This is a genomic window from Pseudomonas sp. 1L-E-NC-VB-C3 (assembly GCF_057291535.1).
Genome location: NZ_JBXAWD010000021.1, coordinates 1 through 15,837, shown reverse-complemented (window position 1 = coordinate 15,837; position 15,837 = coordinate 1). Strand labels below are relative to the sequence as shown.

The following is a 15,837-nucleotide window of genomic DNA, read 5'->3' as shown; positions in this document are numbered from 1 at the left end:
GAACCTCAAAGCAACCCCTCACTCTCCGGCAGCTCATACGCCACAGCCGCATTGCTCCCACCGGCAGATTTCCCGGGCCTACCCAACGTCGGCTCCTTCTGCAAACACTCCACCAGATAATCAATGAACACCCGCAATTTCGGCGGCAGATACCGCGTCGGCGAATGCAGCAGCCACAACCCACCGTGATAAGAGGCAAGAAACGTCCAGTCCGGCAACACCTGCACAATCAACTTCTGCTCCAACGCATAACGCGCCGTGAAATACGGCAGACTGCCAATCCCGATGTGCTGCAACACCGCCCCCAACCGCACACCCGTGTGATTGGCGGCATAACGCCCACGCACCCCGACCGTGACAGCTTTACTGCCCTTCTTGAACTTCCAGCGCGCATCGCTCGGCGTTTCGCCCAGATAAATACAACTGTGATTGAGCAAATCATGAGGATGCGTCGGCGTGCCATGTTCGGCCAGGTATTGCGGCGTGGCGCAAAGCAAATGATCGATGGTCAGCAACTGCCGCCCGACCAGACCGGCCGGTGGACGATCAGTGATGCGAATTGCCAGATCGACATGATCATCGATCAGATCGACCTGACGATCTTCCAGCAGCAACTCCACATCAACCTTGGGATAGCGGCGCAGAAACTCCGGCATGTGCGGATGAATCACAAAACGCCCCACTGCTTTCGGTACGCTGACCCGCACCAGGCCTTCGGCTTCGTGGGTGAACTGACCGCTTATTTCCATCACCGACCTGGCCGCACTGACCATTTCCTGGCAACGCTTGAACACCTCCTCACCGCCATCGCTCAAGCGAAGTTTGCGTGTGGTGCGTTGCAGCAAGCGCGTGGCCAACGCCTTTTCCAATCGGGAAATGCTGCGGCTGACCGCTGAGGGAGACGACCCCATCTGCCGCGCCGCTTCGGAGAAGCTGCCGGTCTCGACAACCTTGACGAAAATCGCCATTTCACCCAGCAGCGGCAGCGGAAGATTGATGCTCACAACGCACAAGTCCTTTGATGTTCGAATGGATTATCACGTTATTGCACGATTCATATAATAAAAACAGAACTTCGATCAGGGCATGGAATATGACGCTTCGCCTGTTTTTTCACAGTGACGACCTCAAGGCGAATGTCGAAGTCCTCGACTGCACACCCCACGAGAACGAATTCGCCGTAGTGCTGCGCGCCACCCTGTTTCACCCCCAGGGCGGCGGTCAGCCTTGCGACACCGGCTGGATCGGTGAAAGCCGGGTGTCGCGCGTGGTGCAGGAACCTGAGCGCATTGTGCATTTCGTCGACCGCCCGCTGCCGCTGGGCATGACCGTCATCCGTATCGATGAAGAGCGCCGCCGCTTCAATACGCGCATGCACTCGGCCGGGCACCTGATCGGTCATTTCATTCAGGCCATGGGCTGGATGCCGATCAAGGCGCACCACTGGCCGGACGAAGGCCGGGTGCAATTCAAGCCGGGCGATGGCGCTGAAGAAGTCGATGCGCCAACCGTACAAACCGGTATCGAGCAGTGGATCGAACATGATCTGCCGCGCCTGACCTCGCTGCGCGAAGGCGCGCGGGAAATCAGTTTCGGTGAGCTGCCAGCCTATGGCTGCGGTGGCACCCACGTACGTAGCCTGAAGGATCTGGGCACAGTCACGATCGCGTCGCTTTCGCAGAAGAAGGGCACGCTGTCCGTCCACTACTGCGTGGATTGAGCATTTCGGACGTTGCCATCGCGCAACGTCCGACGCCGGGGAACCGCACTCGCCGGTTCCGTTGACTCTCGATAGATGGACCTAAAACAAATGATGCTAGACGTCGAGCGTCTCGATGAGACGTGCATAAAAAAACTGGCCAACGAAGAAGTCCTCGCCATCCGCGTCAAACGCTTTCTGCCCGAGCCGCTGGCGATCGAAATTGGCGACAAGATCCTCGCCCCGGGCTTTGAAGGCTACATCAACGCACCGAGCATCGGCCGCATCGGCATGGCCTTTTACGAGGCGGAAAACCAGCCGCTGCTGATCGAGGATTACTTCGAACGCGCCACCCGCAACATCGACGAACTGCGCCAGCGCTGCGCGCCCTACTCTTCGCCGATCGACACGTTGCGCTGCATGCTCGACGAATCCTGGCCCGCCGGCGCGCATCTGGAAAATCTCTACGGGCGCAAGATGTATGTCGGCTTGTCGCGGGTGGTCAAACCCGGCGTGTGCTTTCTTGCTCATCACGACATCTTCGCCAAAGACGCCCCGGACAGTTTTCAGGCGCGCAGTCTCGAGGCGCAATTTGCCTGCAACGTCTACCTGAACATGCCCACCGAAGGCGGCGCGCTGCAGATGTGGGAAGACGACATCACTCCGGACCAATTCGACGAAATGCGTGGCGACAGCTACGGCATCGAGCCGTCGCTACTGGGGCCGCCCACCCTCGAAGTACGACCGCAGCCCGGCGATTTCATCATGTTCAATTCGCGGCGCATGCACTCGGTAACCCCGGGCGTAGCGGATCCGCGTTTGAGCCTGTCGTTCTTTGTCGGCTATCGCGGCAATGCCTCCCCTCTGACTTTCTGGAGCTGACATGTTTTCCAATTACCTGGGCGAGTTTCTCGCATTGGCCACCATCCACTTTCTCGCCGTGGTTGCGCCCGGTCCGGACTTCGCCGTGACCATCCGCCAAAGCGTGCGCTTCGGTCGCCTCGTCGGCATCTGCACCGCGCTGGGCATCGGCGCGGGGATTTCCGTGCATGTGCTGTATACCCTGCTCGGCGTCGGCGCCCTGATGCACACCACGCCGTGGCTGCTGACTGTGGCCAAAGTGGTCGGTGGGGCTTACATCCTCTATCTGGGCGTCAGCCTGATCCGCAGCAAACCGAAGAGCAGCGTCGAAGGTGAAAAAACCGCCGATGAGCCGCTGGTTGAACAGTCACTGTTCAAGGCATTCAGCACCGGTTTTCTGACCAACGCGACCAACCCCAAGGCCACGCTGTTTTTCCTGGCCATCTTCACCACGATCATCAGCGCCAGCACACCGCTGCAGATCCAGGCGTTCTACGGATTGTGGATGTGCTTCGTCAACGCGCTGTGGTTTGTGATCGTCGCGCTGTTTTTCTCCAGCAATAAAGTGCGCCTGCTGTTCATGCGCCTTGGACACTGGTTCGAGCGCAGCATGGGCGTCATCCTCATTCTATTTGCCGGCCGCCTGATGCTGTCGATGTAACCCACACAAAAAAGTCCCGGCCATCACCCGCCGGGACTTTTTCATTTGTGCGTCTCTTTTGCATTTCTGTGCGACAGATCAAGTTTGTGACTCCCTTTCCCAGCGCTCGCAGTGTTAGGTTTACAAAATGTTTCTGTCACAAGCGTCAGAAATACTTTCCCAATCCTTTGCAAAGGAATGCCTGTTCCATGGTCTTTTCCCTGAAAAAACTGGCCGCCGCCACTCTGGTCATGGCCAGCCTCACCGCGTTTACCAGCGCCGCACAAGCCAACATCACTGCCGAGCAAAGTGCAGCGATCCTGAAATCCTTTGACGGCAAGAGCTTGACGGATTTCCGCAGCTTCCTTGGCAGCCTGGCGAAAAGCGACCTGGCCAAAACGGATAATCTCACCCCGTCCATCAGCGCCTTCCTCGACAACAAGACCCTGAACGCCGAACAGCAGAATGAAATTCACCGTCTGCTGGGCATTTATACCCGCGTGAAATATGGCAAGGCCGCGCTGGAAACCCTGCGCCAACTCGTCGAGATCCCGACCTTCCGCAAGGACGGCGTGGAGCAACACGACAACCCGGAATTCATCAAGATTGCCGGCGAGATCCAGAAACTCGCCGAATCCTTCGGTTTGAAATTCCGCAACATCGATAACCGTGTCTACGAAATCTCTCTGGATGGCAAAGGCGACGAAGTCGTTGGCATTCATGCCCACGCCGATGTGGTGCCGGTAACGCCGGAAAACTGGGTGCTGAAAGATGGCACCAAACTCGACCCGTTCAAAGTCACGCTGATTGGCGATCGCATGTACGGTCGTGGCACAGAGGATGACAAGAATGCGATCGTCGTGGCGCTGTACGCCATGAAAGTGATCAAGGACGAGAAACTGCCACTGGCGCGTAACTTCAAGCTGCTGGTCGACACCACCGAAGAAACCAGCGGCGACGCCATTCCCTATTACTTCGAGCGCAACCCGACGCCGAACTACAATATGGCGCTGGACGGCGGTTATCCGGTAGTGATCGCCGAAAAAGGTTACGGCACCGTCATGGCCAACTTTGCCAAACGCAAAGGCGAAGGCAACGGCGCGGAAATCGTTTCGATGACCGGCGGCAAGGCGACCAACCAGATTCCGTCCGCGTCGGTGGCCACGCTGGTAACCGACAAGCCTGCCAAGCTCGCCGCCAGTCTGCAAAAAGCCGGCGACGCCTACGCCAAAGCCAACGGCGGCGACTTCGAAGTCGCGGCAAAGGTTGATGGCAAAAACGTCAAACTGACCGTGACGGGGGTTTCTGCGCACTCCTCCGAACCAGAGTCCGGCGTCAACCCGGTCGCGCGGATGCTGAGCTTCATCAACAGCCTGGACGGCAAAGTCGCGCTCAAGCACAACCAGTTCACCGATGCCGCACGTTATGCCGATGACAACTGGGGCCTGGATTATCTGGGCAAAAAACTTGGCGTGGGCTTCTCCGATTCGTTCATGGGACCACTGACCACCTCGCTGACCTACGTCGGCGAGGACGACAAAGCCTTCAAACTGGCGGTGAACCTGCGGGTGCCGAAGGGTAAATCCCCGGAAAAGCTCAAGGCTGAGATCGCTGAGAAACTGGACGCCTGGAGCAAGAAGACTCACGTTGCCGTGGCGTTCGACTACTCAGTGGCCGAACCGATGTATCGCAACCCCGAGGGTGAGTGGGTCAAGGCGCTGCTTGCCGTAGCCAGCGAAAACCTCGGCATGAAGTCGGAATTCGGTACTTCCGCTGGCGCGACTTCGGTTCACGAATTGCCGAACGGTGTGCAATTCGGCCTGGCGCGACCGGAAGCCAAATACACCGGCCACACCGATGGCGAATTCAAGACCGTCGACCAGTTCCTGCTGGATCTGCAGATCGTCACGGAAATGATGGGGCGTGTCGGGCAGTTGCCGAAGCTGTAAGCACGGCCTGAGCCCGATCATTGATGACCGGGCTCAAAATAAAAAAGGACCTGTGAAAAGGTCCTTTTTTATTGCCGCCACAAAACGCGTACAAACAAAAACGCCGATCATCACTGATCGGCGTTTTTGTGAAATTGGAGCGGGAAACGAGACTCGAACTCGCGACCCCGACCTTGGCAAGGTCGTGCTCTACCAACTGAGCTATTCCCGCAAATGGCGTCCCCTAGGGGACTCGAACCCCTGTTACCGCCGTGAAAGGGCGGTGTCCTAGGCCACTAGACGAAGGGGACACGCTACCCGGAACACATGGTGTGTGTTTCGGTGTCCAGATCCGCATCCGAAGATTTGGTTCTGGTTTCACTCAGCACCGCCCGAAAGCACTGCTGTTTAAAATTGGAGCGGGAAACGAGACTCGAACTCGCGACCCCGACCTTGGCAAGGTCGTGCTCTACCAACTGAGCTATTCCCGCATTGGCGTCCCCTAGGGGACTCGAACCCCTGTTACCGCCGTGAAAGGGCGGTGTCCTAGGCCACTAGACGAAGGGGACACACTACAACATTCACTCCCTGCCGCGTTTCGCTGTGTGCTTTACGCTGCAAGTGGCGCGCATTCTATGGATGGATTGAGGGGTCGTCAACCCCTTGATATAAATTTATTTAAATCAATGACTTCGACCTGGATTACGGGCCGCGTAGGGCTTTTCCGTCGTCCGAAACCTGACGCCTATATTCCGCCACTCGCCAAGACGTTATAGTCCACCGCACAGTGATGGCAATCTGCACATCAAGCGCCAGCATTCATCTATACCGCTGGCGGCCGATACAGATTGCAGCAGCCGATCAAACCCGTCGAGCGGCGCTAGGCGCCTAAATGTCCAGCCACTACACTCGCATGCGAACCCTATAAAGAGGTCTTACCGGTGACACCACTCATGATCACCCTGCTAGTCGTAGCCGGGATCGCAATTCTGATCGCCATTGGCTACATGAACCATGTGGTGGAAAACAACAAACTGGAGAAGGCCCGCACCAAAGTCGAACTCAACGACCGCCTGCGCCGCTGCGGCGAACTGACCGAAACCTTCCCCGGCCAGTTCATGACCCCGGCGCTCAAGTTGCTGCTGACCCGCCTGGAACTCAACGTCTGCCAGCGCCTGCTCAATCTGGAAAAAACCAGCGCAACCACCAAGGCCCGCATCACCGAACTCAGCGCCCTCGTTGCCCAAGGCGAATCGATCCCGGTGAACAACCCGCCCGCGCCGATCCTGACCGAAGCCAAAGCCAAAGACGTGCGCTTCCTCCTCGAAGCCCTGCATGGCCAGATCACTCGCGCGGCCCACGACGGCTTCCTGCCACCGAACGAAGCCAAACAATGGATTCGCGAAGTGCGCCACATCCTCGTGCTGCTGCACATCGAATTCTTCAACAACCTCGGTCAACAGTCCCTGCAACAAAACCAACCCGGCCAGGCCCGCCTCGCCTTCGAACGCGGCGTGCAATATCTGCGCAAACAGCAGGACCCGCAGATGTACGCGGAGCAACTGCAATACCTGGAAAAACTCCTCGCCCGAGCGAACGCCCAGGTCATGGACAAGATTGCCCCGGTGGAAGGTGAAGAAAACCAACTGACCGCCGGTTTGAAGGATGTCGAAGCCGATGCGGACTGGAAGAAAAAAGTGATTTACGACTGAGGCGGGAATGCTGGAAGAGAAGCCACCGTTATTGGTGGCTTTTTTGTGGGCGACTTGAAAGAGAATGTGAATTGAAGGCCGCTTTCGCGAGCAGGCTCGCTCCCACATTGGGAAGCAGTGTTCTCAGGTAAAAATCGGTCGGCTGTCAGGCCGCCTTCGCTGGCAAGCCAGCTCCCACAGAACAGCAAAAGCAAACCCGGGCCATCCCCACGCGGCGAAGCCGAGAGCCTGGTCGGCCCAAGGGCCGCCAAGGCTCAAAGCCGAAAATGCCCAACCATCGAGCGCAACTCGCCGCCCAACTGCGCCAGCTCAACACTCGAAGCCGCATTCCCGCGCATCGCCACGGAAGAGTGATCCGCACTCGCACGAATCTGCGTAACACTGCGATTGATCTCCTCCGCCACCGAACTCTGCTCCTCCGCCGCCGCCGCGATCTGCTGATTCATCTGCTGAATCAACGACACCGCCGCGGCAATACTCCCCAGCGCACTCTCGGTCTGCAACGCATCACTGACCGCCAGCTTCACCAGTTCGCCACTGCTGCGAATCTGCTGCACCGAAGACTGCGCCGCCGCGCGCAAGGCACTGACCAAGCGCTCGATCTCCTCGGTCGATTGCTGCGTGCGCCGTGCCAGCGCACGAACCTCATCGGCCACCACCGCAAACCCCCTGCCCTGCTCCCCGGCCCGCGCGGCTTCGATTGCCGCGTTCAGCGCCAACAGATTGGTCTGCTCGGCCACGCTCTTGATCACCTCCAGCACCGTGCCGATATTCTGAATCTCGGCACTGAGGCTCTCGATGCTGGAACTGGCCGAGGTCGCCGAATCCGCCAACTGCTCGATCCGCGCCATGCTTTGACGCACCACCTGCTGGCCGCTCTCGACCTTGTCATCCGCCGTCTGCGCCGCGAGAGCTGCTTCTTCGGCATTGCGCGCGACGTCATGCACGGTGGCGGTCATCTGGTTCATGGCGGTGGCGACCTGCTCGGTTTCCTCCTTCTGGCTGTTGACCTCCAGATTGGTCTGCTCGGTCACTGCCGACAGCGATTGCGCGGAACCGGCCAAGCGCTCGATGCCGGCCTGCAAGCCGCTGACAATCGTGCCGAGACCGGCAGCCATCTGCTGCATGGCCAACATCAATTGCCCCATTTCATCGCGGCGCGTCACCTCGACCTTCGCCGTCAGATCACCCGCAGCAATCTGCTGCGCCACGCGAATCACACTGCGCAGCGGCGCCACGATCAGGCGCGTGATCACCCACGCGGCGAGCAATCCGACCAACAAGGCCAGCGCCGAAGAGCCAATGATCAACACCGTGTTCTTTTTCAGCTCCGCCTGCATCGAAGCATCTTCGGCGACATAGGCCTGATTGACCCGGTCCACCACCTGCGCAGCGCGCTGATGCAGTTGCTCGTACACAGTTTTTTCTTGCGCCAGCAAACCGGTGTATTCAGCCAGTTTCTCGTTGAATCCGGCGATATGCCCCGACACTTCGTTGAGCACAGTCAGATAGCCCTCGTCCTTGACCGTGGTTTTCAGCGCCTCGGCCTGCTCCTGCGCTTGCGCGGCCTGCTCGATGTTGCCTTGGCCGGCATTGTCGGCATCGCCCTTGCGGCTTTGATCCAGCCGCACCCGCGCTTCGTTCATCGCCTGCAGCATCAGTCGCGAGACCTGACTGACCTGATTCGCCTGTTCGATGAACTGGGCGCCGTCCTTGCCCTCGGTGTCTTTCAACGTATAGGCGCCATCATCGGCCAGCCCGCTCTGCAACACGTCGAGGTTATTGGCCACGCTGGACACCGACCAACTGGCCATCTCCAGCGCGAGGTCCTTGGCCTGGCTCAGCGAGACGAATTCATCGAAGGCCTTGCGATACGCGCCCAGCGCTTGCTCGACATCGCTCATCACCGGCACATTGGCCGGGGAATGTGCCTTGAGCTCGCCGGCTAGAACAACCAGCCCATCGACGCCTTCGCGCAAGGCATCGGCGGTTTTCGGATTGCCGCGCAGGGCGTATTCCTGCTCGAGCAGGCGCACCTTGAGCAGGCCGCTGTTGAGCGCGGACATCTGCTTCAAGCCGTCGAAACGCAGACTGATGGTTTGCAGCGACCAGACGCCGATCGCCGCCACCAACGCAGTCAGCAACAAGACGAGCACAAATCCGATACCCAGTTTTTTCGCCATACCGAGGTTGGCAAAACGTCCTTGCACGGCCGAAATCATTGCGCGTAGTCCCCTGCCAAAGTCTGTTGCCGAAGATTCGCAACGGGCTCGAACCAGCACAAGACTCTGGCGTCGGAATAATGGCAAAAAGCTACGCCCGCGTCGTTTTCAGAATGCTGGAGGTCGATCCGCGCAGGTATTGCGAAAAAACTGCCGCGCCCGTGGGTCGCAGGCACAGGCCACATTGATGCGCTGCCAGTCACCGCACTCACCGCTGGGACTGAAGGCGTCCGCTGCTGACAACTCCAGCCCGCATTGCTGGGCCTGCCTGCGCACCGACGTCTGGTCGCGCAAGCGTGCCCGCGCCCAGATGAACAGCCCGCCAACCGGCTTGCCGAACACTTCCCACTCGGCGTCTTCCAGTGCCTGCAAGGCCGCCGCGCGATCGGCATTCAAGCGCTGACGCTGGCGCTGCACCAGTTTGCGATAGGCGCCGGTCGCCATCAGTCTGGCCAATACCGCCTCGGCCAGCCTCGAACAGCCCAGGCCGCTGATCATCTTGACCTCCGCCAGGCGCTTCAGCAGTTCGCTGTCCGCCAGGACAAAACCGACCCGCAACGAGCTGCTCAGTGTCTTGGAGAAGCTGCCGACATAAATGACCCGGCCGCCATGGTCCAGCGCCGCCAACCGCGTACCGTTGCCGGTGTGCAGATCAGCATAGACGTCATCTTCGATCACGCGCAGGTCGTAGGTCTTGCTCAACTGCACGATACGCTGGGCCACCGCAGGCGTCAGGCAACTGCCGGTGGGATTGTGGTGATGACTGCCGATGAACAGGGCGCCGGGACGAAACTGACGCAGCACCGACTCGAGCATGTCGATGTCCGGCCCGCTCGGCGTACGACGAACTTCGAGCATCTGTACGCCGTGCAGACGCAACAGGTCAAACAACGGTGCATAACCGGGCGTTTCCACCACCACGCAATCGCCAGCCTTGAACAGGGTGCGCACGATCAGATCGAGCGCATGACTGGCACCGCTGGTGCTCATCAGCCGGGTATTGCAGGCGTCGATATTCAGCAGTTTCAGACGCTTGGCAATTTGCTCGCGCAACGCTGGCAGCCCCAGTGGCGAGCTGTAGTTGAACAGGCTGGCCATGTCGGTGCGTGCCACCTCGCGCAGCGCGTAGCTGAGGTCGTCGGGCTCACGCCAACTCGGCGGCAAGCCTCCTTGCCCCAAAATCAAGCGACTCGTTGCGGCGTCCACCTCATCACGCCATGCGGGGCGGCCCTCGCACGCTGCCCATTCCGAGTCCGCTTCGCGCAATGCCGGCGAGGCCGCGACGATGAATCCCGCGCCCTGGCGCGTGGTCAATACGCCTTGCGAGACCAGGCGCTCGCAGGCTTCGACAACGCACGACTGGCTGAGCAGATTCCCCCGGGCGATTTGCCGTACGGAGGGTAACCGGGTGGCCGGCGGGATGCCGCTTTGCACAATCCAGTCAGTCATTCCGTCGACGATCTGCTGCACGACCGGCACCATTGCCTGTCGGTCAATTCTCAGTTCCATGAGCTCGCAAACTCCTGTCAGTTTTGCTGGCAGCAGTAAATCACAGCCGCACCGCCGAGGCTGTGCGACAACACCGCCAAATGCGCCAGTTCTAACGGTTTGATACACATTGTTTAACGGTATTCACAGGGACCGACCGCGAGGTAAAAAAAACCCGCACGCAGGCGGGTTCTTTGTATTTCGGCAACTTTCAGAACGCTGTCACGCCGCCGTCCACCGCCAATGAGTGCCCAGTGGTGAACGCTGCGCCATCGCTGCACAGATACAGCACCGCGCTGGCGATTTCCTCGACCTTGCCAATGCGCCCGACCGGGTGCATGGCGTTGGCGAACTCGGCCTTCTTCGGGTCGGCTTCATAGGCACGGCGGAACATGTCCGTATCGATCACTGCCGGGCACACTGCGTTGACGCGGATTTTCTTCTTCGCGTATTCGATCGCCGCCGATTTGGTCAGGCCGATCACCGCATGTTTCGACGCCGCGTAGATGCTCATCTTCGGCGCCGCACCCAGCCCGGCCACCGACGCCGTGTTGACGATCGCGCCACCGCCCTGCGCCAACAGCAGCGGCAACTGATACTTCATGCACAGCCAGACGCCTTTGACGTTGACGCCCATGATCGCGTCGAATTCGTCCAGCGTACCGTCGGCGAGTTTGCCCTTCTCGATTTCGATCCCGGCGTTGTTGAAGGCATAGTCGAGACGACCGTAGGTATTGATCACCTCATCCATCAGATTTTTCACATCGCTTTCCAATGTCACGTCGCAGCGCACGAAGGACGCTTCGCCACCGGCTGTACGAATCAGCGCCACCGTGCCTTCGCCGCCGGCCGCGTCCAGGTCAGCCACCACCACTTTCAGGCCCTCGGCGGCAAACGCCAGGGCTGTCGCGCGGCCGATGCCGTGGGCGGCCCCCGTGATTACAACCACCTGACCGGAAAACGTCATGCTCATGGGTATGTCCTCGAACGCAAAAACTGGAAGATGTTGGCGTCGCAGCATAGCCAAGGGCAGCGAAAGCGCGTCAGCACTATGCAATCGCTGTTTACAGGCCCATGCGCCGCAGTGATAAAACCCGCCCCGTAACCATCACTGCACTGGATCGACTCGCATTCGCCGTATCAGCCAACCTTGCGACATCGGCGTTGAAGAGCTATCAACAAGGCTTCATTCCATTCGAGTGCCTGTCATGACCAACCAGACCAATCGCCAGTTCCTGCTCGCCAAACGCCCGGTGGGCGCCGCGACCCGCGAGACTTTCACTTATCAGGAAGTTCCGGTCGGCGAGCCACAGGCGGGACAGATCCTGGTGAAAAACGAATACCTGTCCCTCGACCCGGCCATGCGTGGCTGGATGAACGAAGGCAAGTCCTACATCCCGCCGGTCGGTCTCGGTGAGGTCATGCGCGCACTGGGCGTGGGAAAAGTCATCGCCTCGAACAATCCTGGCTTCGCCGTCGGCGATTACGTCAATGGCGCCCTCGGTGTGCAGGATTATTTCCTCGGCGAGCCGCGCGGTTTCTACAAGGTCGACCCGAAACTCGCGCCATTGCCACGCTATCTGTCTGCACTGGGCATGACCGGTATGACCGCCTACTTCGCCTTGCTCGACGTAGGCGCACCGAAAGCCGGTGACACCGTGGTGCTGTCCGGCGCCGCAGGTGCGGTGGGCAGCGTGGCCGGGCAGATCGCCAAAATCAAAGGCTGCCGCGTCGTTGGCATTGCCGGCGGGGCCGACAAGTGCAAATTCCTCATCGACGAATTGGGCTTCGACGGCGCCATTGATTACAAGGCCGAAGACGTCGTGGCCGGTCTGAAGCGCGAATGCCCGAAGGGCGTGGACGTGTATTTCGATAACGTCGGCGGCGACATTCTCGACGCGGTGCTGAGCCGCTTGAACATGAAGGCGCGAGTGGTGATCTGCGGCGCCATCAGCCAGTACAACAATAAAGAAGCGGTCAAAGGTCCGGCCAATTACCTGTCACTGCTGGTCAATCGCGCGCGCATGGAAGGTTTTGTGGTGATGGACTACGCCGCGCAGTTCGCCAGCGCCGCGCAGGAGATGGCCGGCTGGATGGCCAACGGGCAGCTCAAGAGCAAGGAAGATGTGGTTGATGGGCTGGAGACGTTCCCCGAGACGCTGATGAAACTGTTCAACGGCGAGAACTTTGGCAAGTTGGTTCTGAAGGTTTAAGGCCAGCCTGAAACCAATGTGGGAGCGAGCCTGCTCGCGAAAGCGGTGGATCAGTCGGTAATGATGCCGACTGACACTCCCTCTTCGCGAGCAGGCTCGCTCCCACAGTTGGATCTTCAATAAGCTTTAGGCAATTTCGGCTACGACTGCGGCCAACGCCTGCGCCGGATCTGTCGCCTGGCTGATCGGACGGCCGATCACCAGATAATCGGAACCGGCATCCAGCGCCTGACGCGGGGTCAGAATGCGCCGTTGATCATCCTGCGCGCTGCCCGCCGGACGAATCCCCGGGGTCACCAGTTGCAGCGACGGGTGCGCGGTTTTCAGCGCCGACGCTTCCAGCGCCGAACACACCAGACCGTCCATCCCGGCCTTCTCGGCCAGGGCCGCCAGCCGCAGCACTTGCTCCTGCGGTTCGATGTCCAGACCGATACCCGCCAGATCCTCGCGCTCCATGCTGGTCAGCACGGTCACACCGATCAACAGCGGTTGCGGGCCGCTGCGCTTGTCCAGCTCTTCACGGCAGGCGGCCATCATGCGCAGACCGCCCGAGCAGTGCACGTTGACCATCCACACACCCATCTCGGCAGCGGCTTTCACAGCCATCGCAGTGGTGTTGGGGATGTCGTGGAATTTGAGATCCAGAAACACTTCAAAACCCTTGTCACGCAGGGTGCCGACGATTTCCGCCGCGCAACTGGTGAACAGTTCCTTGCCCACTTTGACCCGGCACAGTTTCGGGTCCAACTGGTCGGCCAGCTTCAGTGCGGCGTCACGGGTGGGGAAATCCAGGGCGACGATGATAGGAGTCTGGCAGGCGGACATGGATGGGCTCTCAGGCTGGTCGAAAACGGCGCGCATTGTAGCGGAACCGGCGGCGGCGCGGCACCCGATGATCGGTAAATCGTCGCGCTGGCGGTTATCAGCTTAGCCGGCGCGGCTATTGTGTCGACTCCGATACACAACCGACACGCCCGCAACAAGCATTCGGGCTAGCCTCGCCCGGCGCAACACGTCCTTACAACAGCACTTCCCGCCCCCCGGCCGGACGCCTATGCTGAAACCACCCCTGGTAGTGAACAGCCCCATGCCCAACGCCCCGACAACCGTGACGGATGAAAGCAAAGACGACAAGCGCTGGAGCATCCGCGCGCTGATCGTCGACGATGACGTGCCGATCCGCGAGCTGATGATCGATTACCTCGCCCGTTTCAACATTCACGCCAGCGGCGTCACCGACGGCGCGGCGATGCGCCAGGCGCTGCAGGGCGAACATTTCGACGTCATCGTCCTCGACCTGATGCTGCCCGGCGAAGACGGCCTGTCGCTGTGTCGCTGGCTGCGCGCCGAATCGGACATCCCGATCCTGATGCTCACCGCCCGCTGCGAACCCACCGACCGCATCATCGGCCTGGAACTGGGCGCCGACGATTACATGGCCAAACCGTTCGAACCACGCGAACTGGTCGCCCGCATCCAGACCATCCTGCGCCGCGTGCGCGACGACCGCACTGACCAGCGCGCCAACATTCGCTTCGACAACTGGCGCCTCAACAGCGTCCTGCGCCAAGTGGTCGCCGACAACGGCCTGGTAGTGCCCTTGTCCAATGCCGAATTCCGCCTGCTCTGGGTCTTCATCGAACGCCCGCGCCGCGTGCTCAGCCGCGAACAACTGCTTGACGCCGCTCGCGGTCGCTCGATCGAAGCCTTTGACCGCAGCATCGACCTGCTGGTCTCGCGCTTGCGGCAAAAACTCGGCGACGACCCGAAAGCCCCGCAGTTGATCAAGACCGTGCGCGGCGAGGGTTACCTGTTCGACGCGCGGGACATCGGCTGATGAAGGCGCGCTTCGACACCCTGTTCGGTCGCCTGTTCGGGGTGCTGTTCGCGGCGATTGTCCTGGCGCACCTGCTGGCCTTCGCCTGGTTCAGGCTCTACGGCCCTCCTCCGCCCCCACCACCGCCCGAGTTCTCAGCGAACATCAACGGCCAACCGCCCATGCGCGACGCCGCTTATCCACCGAGACAAGCGCGCCCCTGGTTCGGTGGCCCGGTGGTGCCGCTGACCTTTCAATTCATCACGCTGATGATCGCCGCCTGGTACGGTGCCAAACTGCTCACCCGGCCGATCCAGCGCCTGAGCGACGCCGCCGAGCGCCTGAGCGAAGACCTCGACAGCGCCCCCCTCGACGAATCCGGCCCGCGCGAAGCCCGGCAAGCGGCGCACACCTTCAACCTCATGCAACGGCGCATCCGCGAACAGGTCCAGCAACGCGCGCGCATGCTCGGCGCCGTCTCCCACGACCTGCGCACGCCACTGTCACGGCTGAAACTGCGTCTGGAAAACATCAGCGACGACAAGCTGCAAAGCCAGATGCGCCAGGACCTGGACGACATGATCGGCATGCTCGACGCCACCCTCACCTATCTGCACGAACAACGCACCAGCGAAGCCTTGCAGTTGCTGGACGTGCAGGCGCTGGTCGAATCGCTGTGCGAAAACGCCCAGGACCAAGGCGCCGATGTACAGGTCAGCGGCCACTGCACGCCTTTGCCAGTGCAACCGATGGCGCTGCGTTCGTGCATCAACAACCTGCTGGACAACGCGCTGCGCTACGCCGGACAGGCACGGATTGAACTGCTGGAACAGCGTGAAGAGCTGCTGATTCGGGTGATTGATCACGGACCGGGGATTGCTGAAGAACAGCGGGAAGCCGTGTTTGAACCGTTCTACCGACTGGAAGGATCGCGCAACCGCAACTCCGGCGGCGTAGGGCTAGGCATGACCATCGCCCGCGAAGCCGCGCAGCGGCTGGGTGGGCAGTTGGATCTGGAAGAAACGCCGGGTGGCGGGCTGACTGCCATTGTCCGCTTGCCACGGGGCTGAGGCTCAGCCGGCTTGAAGTGTGAGCGAGCCTGCTCGCGAAAGCGTCTGATGATTCAATGCCTTGGTTGAATGTATCGGCCTCTTCGCGAGCAGGCTCGCTCCCACAATGAAACTGATTGTATTCGGTAGATATTGGCTGGATGTGAGGGCGCTATCGCTGGCAAGCCAGCTCCCACAGGGATCGAGTG

Annotated in this window: 13 protein-coding genes, 4 tRNA genes and 1 pseudogene; 8 read left to right on the top strand and 10 right to left on the bottom strand. The window is 60.3% G+C overall.

The genetic code is table 11. The annotated features are described in order from the left end of the window. Positions 1-5: 5 nt before the first annotated feature. Positions 6-1,004: a LysR family transcriptional regulator gene (locus AC0Z5Z_RS25175; RefSeq protein ID WP_024013940.1), complete on the bottom strand. Its 999-nt coding sequence runs from the start codon at positions 1,002-1,004 to the stop codon at positions 6-8. 89 nt (positions 1,005-1,093) lie between these two features. Here AC0Z5Z_RS25175 and AC0Z5Z_RS25170 point away from each other — a divergent pair, with 89 nt between their 5' ends. The 4 genes from AC0Z5Z_RS25170 to AC0Z5Z_RS25155 all read left to right on the top strand — a co-directional run bounded on the left by AC0Z5Z_RS25170 (position 1,094) and on the right by AC0Z5Z_RS25155 (position 5,149). Next, entirely contained in the window at positions 1,094-1,720 is a 627-nt protein-coding gene (locus AC0Z5Z_RS25170) for an alanyl-tRNA editing protein (RefSeq protein WP_423664923.1), read from the top strand. Positions 1,721-1,810: 90 nt separating this feature from the next. Then, on the top strand, positions 1,811-2,581 hold the full coding sequence (locus AC0Z5Z_RS25165) for a 2OG-Fe(II) oxygenase (protein ID WP_406227163.1): 771 nt from the start codon (positions 1,811-1,813) through the stop codon (positions 2,579-2,581). Between the two features lies 1 nt (position 2,582). Further along, positions 2,583-3,221: a LysE family translocator gene (locus AC0Z5Z_RS25160; RefSeq protein WP_056788181.1), complete on the top strand. Its 639-nt coding sequence runs from the start codon at positions 2,583-2,585 to the stop codon at positions 3,219-3,221. Between the two features lie 188 nt (positions 3,222-3,409). After that, on the top strand, positions 3,410-5,149 hold the full coding sequence (locus AC0Z5Z_RS25155) for a dipeptidase (RefSeq protein ID WP_485611791.1): 1,740 nt from the start codon (positions 3,410-3,412) through the stop codon (positions 5,147-5,149). A 135-nt stretch (positions 5,150-5,284) separates the two neighbouring features. On the opposite strand, the gene AC0Z5Z_RS25150 is transcribed toward AC0Z5Z_RS25155, so the two are convergent. The 4 genes from AC0Z5Z_RS25150 to AC0Z5Z_RS25135 all read right to left on the bottom strand — a co-directional run bounded on the left by AC0Z5Z_RS25150 (position 5,285) and on the right by AC0Z5Z_RS25135 (position 5,697). Beyond that, positions 5,285-5,360: transfer RNA gene (locus tag AC0Z5Z_RS25150), tRNA-Gly, on the bottom strand. A gap of 3 nt (positions 5,361-5,363) precedes the next feature. Beyond that, positions 5,364-5,439, bottom strand: a tRNA-Glu gene (locus AC0Z5Z_RS25145). Positions 5,440-5,543: 104 nt separating this feature from the next. Beyond that, positions 5,544-5,619 (bottom strand) — tRNA-Gly (locus AC0Z5Z_RS25140). Between the two features lie 2 nt (positions 5,620-5,621). Then, a tRNA-Glu gene (locus AC0Z5Z_RS25135) sits at positions 5,622-5,697 on the bottom strand. 384 nt (positions 5,698-6,081) lie between these two features. Here AC0Z5Z_RS25135 and AC0Z5Z_RS25130 point away from each other — a divergent pair. Continuing rightward, entirely contained in the window at positions 6,082-6,840 is a 759-nt protein-coding gene (locus tag AC0Z5Z_RS25130) for a hypothetical protein (RefSeq protein WP_039764159.1), read from the top strand. A gap of 254 nt (positions 6,841-7,094) precedes the next feature. Here AC0Z5Z_RS25130 and AC0Z5Z_RS25125 read toward each other — a convergent pair whose 3' ends face one another. The 4 genes and pseudogenes from AC0Z5Z_RS25125 to AC0Z5Z_RS25110 all read right to left on the bottom strand — a co-directional run bounded on the left by AC0Z5Z_RS25125 (position 7,095) and on the right by AC0Z5Z_RS25110 (position 11,523). Beyond that, positions 7,095-7,958, bottom strand: a complete 864-nt coding sequence (locus tag AC0Z5Z_RS25125) for a methyl-accepting chemotaxis protein (protein WP_371699606.1) — start codon at positions 7,956-7,958, stop codon at positions 7,095-7,097. Beyond that, positions 7,956-8,180, bottom strand: a pseudogene (locus AC0Z5Z_RS25120) (HAMP domain-containing protein); the annotation flags it as partial. The pseudogene AC0Z5Z_RS25120 and the gene AC0Z5Z_RS25125, both read right to left, overlap by 3 nt. A 990-nt stretch (positions 8,181-9,170) precedes the next feature. Next, the gene (locus tag AC0Z5Z_RS25115) at positions 9,171-10,571 is read right to left on the bottom strand and encodes an aminotransferase-like domain-containing protein (protein ID WP_095181603.1); all 1,401 of its coding nucleotides are present in this window, start codon (positions 10,569-10,571) and stop codon (positions 9,171-9,173) included. Positions 10,572-10,761: 190 nt separating this feature from the next. Beyond that, positions 10,762-11,523 (bottom strand): SDR family oxidoreductase, encoded by a 762-nt coding sequence (locus AC0Z5Z_RS25110; RefSeq protein WP_423523120.1) that lies wholly within the window; start codon positions 11,521-11,523, stop codon positions 10,762-10,764. 235 nt (positions 11,524-11,758) lie between these two features. On the opposite strand from AC0Z5Z_RS25110, the gene AC0Z5Z_RS25105 reads away from it, so the two are divergent. Continuing rightward, a complete protein-coding gene (locus tag AC0Z5Z_RS25105; RefSeq protein ID WP_041479470.1) occupies positions 11,759-12,763 on the top strand; it encodes an NADP-dependent oxidoreductase in 1,005 nt (334 codons plus the stop codon). A gap of 126 nt (positions 12,764-12,889) precedes the next feature. Here AC0Z5Z_RS25105 and pyrF read toward each other — a convergent pair whose 3' ends face one another. Then, entirely contained in the window at positions 12,890-13,588 is a 699-nt protein-coding gene (gene pyrF / locus AC0Z5Z_RS25100) for an orotidine-5'-phosphate decarboxylase (RefSeq protein ID WP_122746841.1), read from the bottom strand. A gap of 262 nt (positions 13,589-13,850) precedes the next feature. Between pyrF and AC0Z5Z_RS25095 the strand changes: the two genes are divergently transcribed. Both AC0Z5Z_RS25095 and AC0Z5Z_RS25090 read left to right on the top strand, forming a co-directional pair. After that, entirely contained in the window at positions 13,851-14,600 is a 750-nt protein-coding gene (locus tag AC0Z5Z_RS25095) for a response regulator (protein WP_095181601.1), read from the top strand. After that, complete coding sequence (locus tag AC0Z5Z_RS25090) at positions 14,600-15,649, top strand: ATP-binding protein (RefSeq protein ID WP_485611790.1); 1,050 nt, start codon at positions 14,600-14,602, stop codon at positions 15,647-15,649. The genes AC0Z5Z_RS25095 and AC0Z5Z_RS25090 overlap by 1 nt, the downstream gene beginning before the upstream one ends. Positions 15,650-15,837 lie beyond the last annotated feature (188 nt).

Coding starts and splice junctions, on each gene's coding strand:
- AC0Z5Z_RS25110 (WP_423523120.1), bottom strand. CDS start 11,523: ATGAGCATGACGTTTTCCGGTCAGGTGGTTGTAATCACGGGGGCCGCC.
- AC0Z5Z_RS25125 (WP_371699606.1), bottom strand. CDS start 7,958: ATGGCTGCCGGTCTCGGCACGATTGTCAGCGGCTTGCAGGCCGGCATC.
- pyrF (WP_122746841.1), bottom strand. CDS start 13,588: ATGTCCGCCTGCCAGACTCCTATCATCGTCGCCCTGGATTTCCCCACC.
- AC0Z5Z_RS25095 (WP_095181601.1), top strand. CDS start 13,851: ATGCCCAACGCCCCGACAACCGTGACGGATGAAAGCAAAGACGACAAG.
- AC0Z5Z_RS25090 (WP_485611790.1), top strand. CDS start 14,600: ATGAAGGCGCGCTTCGACACCCTGTTCGGTCGCCTGTTCGGGGTGCTG.
- AC0Z5Z_RS25105 (WP_041479470.1), top strand. CDS start 11,759: ATGACCAACCAGACCAATCGCCAGTTCCTGCTCGCCAAACGCCCGGTG.
- AC0Z5Z_RS25155 (WP_485611791.1), top strand. CDS start 3,410: ATGGTCTTTTCCCTGAAAAAACTGGCCGCCGCCACTCTGGTCATGGCC.
- AC0Z5Z_RS25130 (WP_039764159.1), top strand. CDS start 6,082: ATGATCACCCTGCTAGTCGTAGCCGGGATCGCAATTCTGATCGCCATT.
- AC0Z5Z_RS25115 (WP_095181603.1), bottom strand. CDS start 10,571: ATGGAACTGAGAATTGACCGACAGGCAATGGTGCCGGTCGTGCAGCAG.
- AC0Z5Z_RS25160 (WP_056788181.1), top strand. CDS start 2,583: ATGTTTTCCAATTACCTGGGCGAGTTTCTCGCATTGGCCACCATCCAC.
- AC0Z5Z_RS25165 (WP_406227163.1), top strand. CDS start 1,811: ATGATGCTAGACGTCGAGCGTCTCGATGAGACGTGCATAAAAAAACTG.
- AC0Z5Z_RS25170 (WP_423664923.1), top strand. CDS start 1,094: ATGACGCTTCGCCTGTTTTTTCACAGTGACGACCTCAAGGCGAATGTC.